Source organism: Roseburia sp. 1XD42-34, assembly GCF_009917385.1.
Lineage (GTDB): Bacteria > Bacillota > Bacilli > Bacillales > Amphibacillaceae > Virgibacillus.
Genome location: NZ_QWLJ01000068.1, coordinates 1 through 7,706, shown reverse-complemented (window position 1 = coordinate 7,706; position 7,706 = coordinate 1). Strand labels below are relative to the sequence as shown.

At 38.1% G+C, this 7,706-nt stretch carries 8 protein-coding genes; all 8 read right to left on the bottom strand.

Annotated features, from left to right (window positions below; genetic code table 11):
• Positions 1-358: 358 nt before the first annotated feature.
• Positions 359-649 carry a septation regulator SpoVG gene (spoVG, locus tag D1839_RS19675; RefSeq protein WP_050350489.1) on the bottom strand — a complete coding sequence of 97 codons (291 nt, stop codon included), beginning with the start codon at positions 647-649 and terminating at the stop codon, positions 359-361.
• A gap of 497 nt (positions 650-1,146) precedes the next feature.
• Entirely contained in the window at positions 1,147-1,968 is an 822-nt protein-coding gene (purR, locus tag D1839_RS19670; RefSeq protein WP_120381464.1) for a pur operon repressor, read from the bottom strand.
• A gap of 67 nt (positions 1,969-2,035) precedes the next feature.
• Complete coding sequence (gene ispE, locus D1839_RS19665) at positions 2,036-2,887, bottom strand: 4-(cytidine 5'-diphospho)-2-C-methyl-D-erythritol kinase (RefSeq protein ID WP_120381463.1); 852 nt, start codon at positions 2,885-2,887, stop codon at positions 2,036-2,038.
• 126 nt (positions 2,888-3,013) lie between these two features.
• Positions 3,014-3,193 carry a small, acid-soluble spore protein, alpha/beta type gene (locus tag D1839_RS19660; protein WP_050350492.1) on the bottom strand — a complete coding sequence of 60 codons (180 nt, stop codon included), beginning with the start codon at positions 3,191-3,193 and terminating at the stop codon, positions 3,014-3,016.
• A gap of 162 nt (positions 3,194-3,355) precedes the next feature.
• Complete coding sequence (gene veg / locus D1839_RS19655; protein WP_050350493.1) at positions 3,356-3,622, bottom strand: biofilm formation stimulator Veg; 267 nt, start codon at positions 3,620-3,622, stop codon at positions 3,356-3,358.
• 391 nt (positions 3,623-4,013) lie between these two features.
• Positions 4,014-4,889: a sporulation peptidase YabG gene (gene yabG, locus D1839_RS19650; protein WP_120381462.1), complete on the bottom strand. Its 876-nt coding sequence runs from the start codon at positions 4,887-4,889 to the stop codon at positions 4,014-4,016.
• An 839-nt stretch (positions 4,890-5,728) separates the two neighbouring features.
• Positions 5,729-6,622, bottom strand: a complete 894-nt coding sequence (gene rsmA / locus D1839_RS19645; RefSeq protein WP_120381461.1) for a 16S rRNA (adenine(1518)-N(6)/adenine(1519)-N(6))-dimethyltransferase RsmA — start codon at positions 6,620-6,622, stop codon at positions 5,729-5,731.
• Positions 6,609-7,187 (bottom strand): ribonuclease M5, encoded by a 579-nt coding sequence (rnmV, locus tag D1839_RS19640; protein ID WP_120381460.1) that lies wholly within the window; start codon positions 7,185-7,187, stop codon positions 6,609-6,611. Before rnmV ends, rsmA begins: the two co-directional genes overlap by 14 nt.
• Between the last annotated feature and the right edge of the window lie 519 nt (positions 7,188-7,706).

Here is a 7,706-nt window from a genome sequence, read left to right as displayed (position 1 = left end):
AAAATTATGTCATCTATGCCTCAAATGGATAATTAGCGCTTGACTTGAAGCATTACTTTTTATGCAACGCTAGTGAGTTTTCTTGCAAAATTTTTGTGCGTGATCTAGTCAATATAGACGGGTGCTTTTATACTGTCACGCCCCGTTACTTACGCAGGGATGTATACTGGTTGTATTGTTATTGGGGTTAAATTCAAAATTGAATAGGGTATATACGTATATGTAGATTTAAAAATTATTTTATAATAGATGGTGGCTCGAAATGCGGGCCATGGTCGTTCTTATCTTACAAAAAAAGAAGGCTAACCTTATGTAGATTAGACCTCTAGTTGTTATGCTAACATATTAGAAAAAATAATTAGGAAGCCCCAGCTTCTTCATACTTTACTTCTTCATCACCTGCTCGGTGATACTCTTCTAATACAGCGTCCTGAATTTTTGCACGGGTCCCAGAATTAATTGGGTGAGCAATATCTCTAAATTCCCCATCCGGCGTTCGCTTGGATGGCATCGCAACAAACAGTCCATTATTACCGTCAATTACACGGATATCATGGACAACAAATTCCTGATCCAAAGTAATTGATGCGATCGCTCGCATTCTGCCTTCTGTATTAACGCGGCGTAACCTAACGTCAGTTACTTCCATGATGTGTCACCACCTTTTCACATTTGAATCTATATTAACTAGTTCAACAAAACTATCAAAAGTCCTGCTAAAATATTAAAAAAAATAAAATATTTTTAATACAGCATCAAATATAACAGCGCTTCCATAAAAACATAATTCATTCATACTTGAATGATGGGCCATCTTCTCCTACTAACCCATTCTATGTTTCAGCTAACAAACGTGAATTGGGTAAATTTCCATCTGTAGCATACATGGAAAATATAAGTCCCTTAAGGCTCAAGTGGAGGAGTAAAAAGAGATAATATATCTTTTGGTAAACGAATATAACTTCCTGCATATCAAACATAATTATTATCTTATGTAAACCCACATGCCGCAAGGTTCTTTTACGGCATGTTTAGCCAAAGATTAAATGGATATGTTTTAATGAGATGTATGGGTCATTATTATTGTGTAAAGCAGTTGCGTTTTAAAAAGGGTCGTTAACTAATCCGTAACAGCATAGTCCGCCTCTACATGTGCTGTTGCATCAAATTACCGACATGTACATCAATATACTTCTTTTTCATATCTACATTTGATATCTTTATCAAGGATGTATAATCATCAATAACACGCTCTTCTTCTTCGTCATCTGCTTCAGCTAATACCCCTATTGCTTGTACCGTTGCATGAAACTCTTCCAGTAAATTAATCATTCCTGTTATAGTTCCACCAGCTTTCATAAAATCATCAATGATACAGACCTTTGCCCCTTCTGATAAACTGCGTTTAGGTAATACCATTGTCTGAATCTTCCTAGACGATCCGGATACATAATTAATACTTACGGAGGAGCCTTCCGTTACCTTTGGATCTCTACGAACAATGACAACGGGAACATTGAGAAATGAGGCAACTGCGTATGCAAGTGGAATGCCCTTCGTAGCAACAGTTACAACCACATCGATATCCATTTCAGAAAATGCCGACGCAAAAACACGACCAATTTCTCGTACGGTCTTTGGATCTCCTAACAGATCACTCATATATAAATACCCACCAGGAAGGATACGCGCTGGGTCTTCAAGCTTTCGTCGTAATTCTTCAACAAAAAGCTTGTTCTTCTCATGTACCCGTGCAGGGATATATTTCACTCCTCCTCCTGCACCTGTCGTCCGTTGCAAATAGCCAATCCCTTCACTTCGAAATACTGCGTCAATTATATCCATATCTTCACTTACGGAAGCTTTCGTTGTATCTAGTTGCGACACAAAATACGGAAATTGTGTGTGTGTTCGGGGATTTTCAAGAAAAAAATTGGTTAAAGCAACTAAACGGTTACTTCTTTTCATCTTCACACCTCAAAACCGAATATTTTCCTCTTAATATACCATTAATATATGTTTTTTACCAATATAATCATCCTAATAATCGCACATAATAAACTTCTTCGCAAAAACCTCTCATCCCATTATATATTCTTTTAGCTTTGCTTTCATGCTCAACAAGACCATACACGGTTGGCCCGCTCCCGCTCATAAGTACACCAGAGGCCCCTGCCTGCTGCAATACATTTTTAATCTGCTGCACTTCTGGATGTTTTTCCATCGTTAATGGCTCCAATGCATTTCCTAGACTTAGACATAGCTTTTCAAAGCTTCCTTCTTCTAATGCATTTATAACTCGTCTTGTTTCCGGATGAACAAGGTCTTCCACTACAATTCGCTGGAAAATCGTCCTTGAAGATACACCAATATCTGGCTTGGCTAAAACAACCCAACAAGGGGGTGGAGAAGGAAGTGCTTCTACGATTTCTCCTCTGCCTTTAGCTAGTCCTGTTCTACCGTATATACAAAACGGCACATCTGTACCTAATAACGCACCTAGTTGCGCCAATTCTGCTTGAGGAATCTTTAGTTCCCATAGGCGATTTAAGCCCTTCAATACCGCTGCAGCATCCGTACTGCCACCAGCAAGTCCCGCAGAAACGGGGATGTTTTTTTCAATCGAAATATGCACACCTTTGCGAATACCATATATTTGTTTTAATGCCGATGCAGCTTGATATGCTAAATTACGTTTATCACTTGGAACAAATCTGCTTTCCAAAGATATTTCAATTCGATCCTCAGGCAATTCTAATAAACGAATCCGATCAGCTAAATCAATAGTTGTCATAATCATTTCGACGTTATGGTATCCATCACTTCTTTTACTTAATACATCCAGTGATAAATTTATTTTTGCAGGTGCTTTTTCAAAAATTACCATCACCCGTCACCTTCTTGTTTATAGATAATAAAATTGTAACATATTCCATTCTGCCACGTGAATGACAAATAAAAAACCAAAAAGCTAATATACAAAAGTCAGCTAATGAAAACAAGACAAACCCAATTAGGATTTGTCTTGTTCCATGCTAGCTTCCGCTCTTTCAATGGCGCGTTTCACCATGTTTCCAGCGTCACGAGATCTAATGCCGCCCCATCCTTCCCTTTGCACCGTGTCGTAAAACCCTAACTCTTTCGCAATTTCTTCTTTCAGTTGATCTGACATCATTCCACGCCTTCTAGCCACGAAGACAGGCCCCCTTTTAATGATTGGTTACGACAGTTTTAGTATGTACTTGATCAGCAATTGCACACCAGTTATATGTAAACAAAAAAGGAAATAATAAGGAGTTTAATTTTTTAATTATTCTGTTAATTAACTTTAAAATAAAAGCAGTAAACCTAAGGGCTACTGCTCAAGCACTGAAGCGATGCTTCTGTCATCTGTAAAGCGAAGCTCCACTGTTTCTGTCAAAACGTCTGCATAGCTGTATGAAACACGTTCGAATGCATTTTCTTCTTGGTCAAGCTCTACAATAAATACAGAAGGGTATGTTTCTGCTAAGATGCCAGATCGCTCAATGGTTTTCCTTCTACCACCATTCGCTTTAAGCTTTAACCGTTTTCCAACATGACCTTCAAGACCTTGCTTAATTTCGATTAATGTTTTCGCCACTATACTCCACCTCACTGTAAACATCATACCATGAACTTGTACATTCGTCAAGTGAAACTATATATTATATCAAGATTACTTTTTTGATGTCAATATATTTTTTGGTATTTTCGTATATTATTTGTTTTTATTAACTTTTTATGCACATTTTTTAGAAATTCTTGACTTCATCAGCTAAAAAGCTTAAAGAGGCATAAGAGTAACCTATTGGATGTCCATATATTCATAAAAACGTTAGACTATATCCCGACTGAACATCTTTTATCTAATGGTCTTGGTCGAATATGGATTATTCATGTAAAAAGTATTTATGAAATGTAAAAACAGGACAGAGAGGATAACGAGGGGAAGTAGAAAGGCTAACACAATAAATACGATTGTTACTGTTACTTCATTCGTTGTTTTTTCCTTCCCCTCCCATATACGGTAGACCTGTACGTAAAAGACCTCGCGTTTCAACACCACCCATCCCTTTGTTCCCTGTCAAAGTATTTCGAATAGCATCCCAGACGCTCACTTTTTCCATAAAAGGTGTGTACGCAACTTTTGCAGCAATATAAACTGGGTCTAACGCATGAATATTAACACGTAAAGGAGAACTGGCAAAATTAGCACCTGCACGAATCAACAGTTCAAAATGAGATTGGCATGCTCCTGCAAAAATCACGAGCTGATCCAAATTCGGATTCATTCTTCGTGCTTCTCGTACCGCTTCAATAAAGTATTTCGAGTTACGATATGCACGAAGATCCTGCTTTTCCCCTTTGTTTTTTGAAAAAGCATCGTGCCCTGTTATAACGATAATATTCGGCTGAATCTTCGCTATCAATTCTGTAATTTGTAAAGGCATATCACGTTCATATAAATGTACACCGTGCACTTGCAGCCCAATACGCTGATAGAGATCGATACATTTTTTCAAATACATAGGATCACCATCTATATGCAAAACCTTTGCGGGCAACTGAAAATAAGACACCTCATGCAAGAATCCATCCGTAGCCTGATACTGCCGTTTTTCCTTCAACAATTGATAATCTTGGCGAAATAAACGATAGGAAGACTCTTCTTTTTCTTTTCCTAGCCGTCTCCGCTTTTGCAATTCTCTTTCTTCAACCAATCGCAAGTCAGCTGTTGGAGCATCCGCTTTGAGGCGAATATCCTCACCTACTAAATCCACCTGTTCTTTTTTCACAGAAGAAATCCGAAATAATATATCATGTTGATAAGAGTGTCGTGTGACTAAATCGCCTCTCGTGTAACTCATACTACACTTCACAGCCTTCCTGAGCTTAGGATTATGATATATAGTATGAATATCTGTAAAAACTGTGCGTTTGTATCAGTTAGGTATTTTTACATTGTTGGATGAGCATCTTTTTTAAAATTAACGTATGGTGCAAATTCAAAAAAACCCCAAAGTTTAGATTTACACTCTAATTTTCGAGGTCAACGTAACACACGTCATTACAATAGGTTGGTTTAGAAAAACTTGGCTTGTCGCCAAGTCTTATGGCGAAAGCCTTTTGTTTTTCTTATACTATAAACCAAAAAAATCTTATACTTTCCTAGACCAGAACAAAGGCGCAGATCGCCCGTTTAGCAACGTAGCGACTGGAACGAAGCAACTAAAGTTTTAGGAATCATGCTCCTGCAACAGGAGTATGCCGACGTCGGGCGGCAAGCCCGTTTTTAGTCGGCCTTCCTCTTAACCTCCAACCAATGATGACTGATCGTAGGGCGATTCGTGAAGTCGCCTAGTTGCCGGGCTCATGCGCCGAACGTAGATATTCGGTTATTTTGGTATCCCCAAGCACCTCATTTTATGCTTTCTTATCTTTGAACGAAAAACGCATTTGTACCATCTTTCTCTCTTATCTGCATTGCTTACAATATAAAGTAAACCTTCCATCATTAGGGTACTAGTAAATCAAAAACTAGATACTCAAGCGTCCTTGAAAAAGAAGAGCGCACTTTTTCTGCGTGCGATGTGTCGCTGTCGTAGCTTTCCTTGTCCTTGAAAAGAAGAGCACTTTTTCCGCGTGTCATGCCTCCTATGAACAACATGCTACCTGCATGACATCGGAAAGTTAGGTTCATTATCTTTTATGAAGTAGTGGTCTTACATTCGGAATAAAATAGGTTTGCCAGTACAGCAAATTCCTCTATGGCTAAAGATTCTCCACGTCTTCCTCCATCAATACCAGCCTGTTCTAGCATGAGACTAATTTCTTCTTTCGTTAACCGCTCATTAAAATAGTTCGATAAATTATTACGTAATGTTTTACGACGTTGAGCAAAACTTGCTTGAATAAGCGCAAAAAAGAAATCTTCATTTAGTATGCTTACAGGTGCTTTTTCACGCCTAACTAACCTTAAAATACTGGAATCTACGTTAGGCTGCGGCATAAAAGCACGTTTTGGTACATGCATAACCACTTCTGCTTCCGTATAATATTGCACAGCTAACGTTAAAGAACCGTAGCTTTTCGTATTAGGCTTTGCTGCCATTCTTTCAGCAACTTCTTTTTGAATCATTACTGTGAAACTGTCGATCGGTAATTTATCACGCAATAATTTCATTAAGATTGGAGTAGTTATATAATAAGGCAAATTTGCAACAAGATGAACCGATTGCTTAGGGTGAAAATGTGCCGCTATCACGTCACGAACGTTAGCTTGTAAAATATCCTCATGAACAATTTCAACATTATTGTAAGAAGCGAGCGTGTCCTCTAATACAGGGATTAGACGTTGGTCTATTTCAAACGCCAACACCTTTTGTCCATGGATAGCTAATAGTTCTGTCAAAGCACCAATTCCAGGACCTATTTCAATTACTCCTGTCTCTTTCGTAATGCCTGCATGGCGAATAATATTACCCAAGATATTACTGTCAATTAAAAAGTTCTGTCCTAGGCTTTTTTTAAAAGAAAAGTGATATTTCGCTAAAATTTCTTTCGTTCGTGATGGCGTTGCTATATATTTATGATTGGTCATTTTCCGCTTTCCTCTCTCGGCCAATTTGCATTACTGCTCTTTTAAACTCAGCTTTGCCAATTCCAAACATTGCTAATCGTTTTAATAACTGTTTGCCATTAGTGTGACCAATTCGTAATAACTCACCAAGTCTCTCCCGTCTCTTGTTAGCTTCTGGTCCACCAATGAATCCATAATGAATTAAATCCGCTTTGGTTATTTCACTTTCCGGTACTGGTTGTAACTCATATACAGCGGCTAACGCTTGTTTAATATCAGCGATAGAGGCGCGCTCAATTCCTAAATTTTTCGTAGCAGAACGCTTGTCACGCGCCTGATCACGTGTTAAAAAAGCATGTTTACAGCCCGGTATAGCCTGATCCACAATGTGACGAATCCGTTGTCCGGGGTGGTCTGGATCCGTAAAAATAATGACCCCTCGCTTCTCTTTCGCATGCTGAATTTGTTTTAAAATATATGAATTAATAGCTGAGCCATTTGTTTCAATTGTATCTGCATCTACAGCTTGGATAACTTTTGCTGTATCATCTTTTCCTTCTACAACAATTACTTCTTTCACCTTCACAAGTTTCCCTCTTCCATATCTTTCTTAGTCGTGCGTATTATAAAGGAGCAGGTGATAAAGCACGAACTCCATCTTACATTATCATTAAAGCCGTTTAGGCGTAATTTAAGAACAATCTCTATAAGTGTAACATAAAGTGAAAGTTCATTCAGGGAGGTGTTTCTTTATCCTTTACTGATTATTGGTAAATGGAATATTTAACTTACCACGGAATGCCCTATTTATTCTACCTGGAACCGAAAGTTTCATCTTAAGTGCTTGTTCCAATTACATACAGGATAACGAATAAAATAAATCTTCAATCAGTGGGGATTTTTCATTCATCCCGCTTAAAAACAAAATAGGGCATTTAGATGCTGGTATCTGCAATGTAGACTCGTTACACAGTACAGATTATCCAACTCCTGAAGCTGGTGGCTTACAGCACCTTATATACAAATAAAAAAGGTTCTATGTCAAATGTTGGGGTGGAGTGAGATGGAATCTCACCTACCCAACATGACTTCCAATTTTTTTATA

What these genes read in the sequence shown, in the direction of transcription:
- purR (WP_120381464.1), bottom strand. Translation starts at nt 1,968, where the DNA reads ATGAAAAGAAGTAACCGTTTAGTTGCTTTAACCAATTTTTTTCTTGAA.
- ispE (WP_120381463.1), bottom strand. Translation starts at nt 2,887, where the DNA reads ATGGTAATTTTTGAAAAAGCACCTGCAAAAATAAATTTATCACTGGAT.
- spoVG (WP_050350489.1), bottom strand. Translation starts at nt 649, where the DNA reads ATGGAAGTAACTGACGTTAGGTTACGCCGCGTTAATACAGAAGGCAGA.
- yabG (WP_120381462.1), bottom strand. Translation starts at nt 4,889, where the DNA reads ATGAGTTACACGAGAGGCGATTTAGTCACACGACACTCTTATCAACAT.
- rsmA (WP_120381461.1), bottom strand. Translation starts at nt 6,622, where the DNA reads ATGACCAATCATAAATATATAGCAACGCCATCACGAACGAAAGAAATT.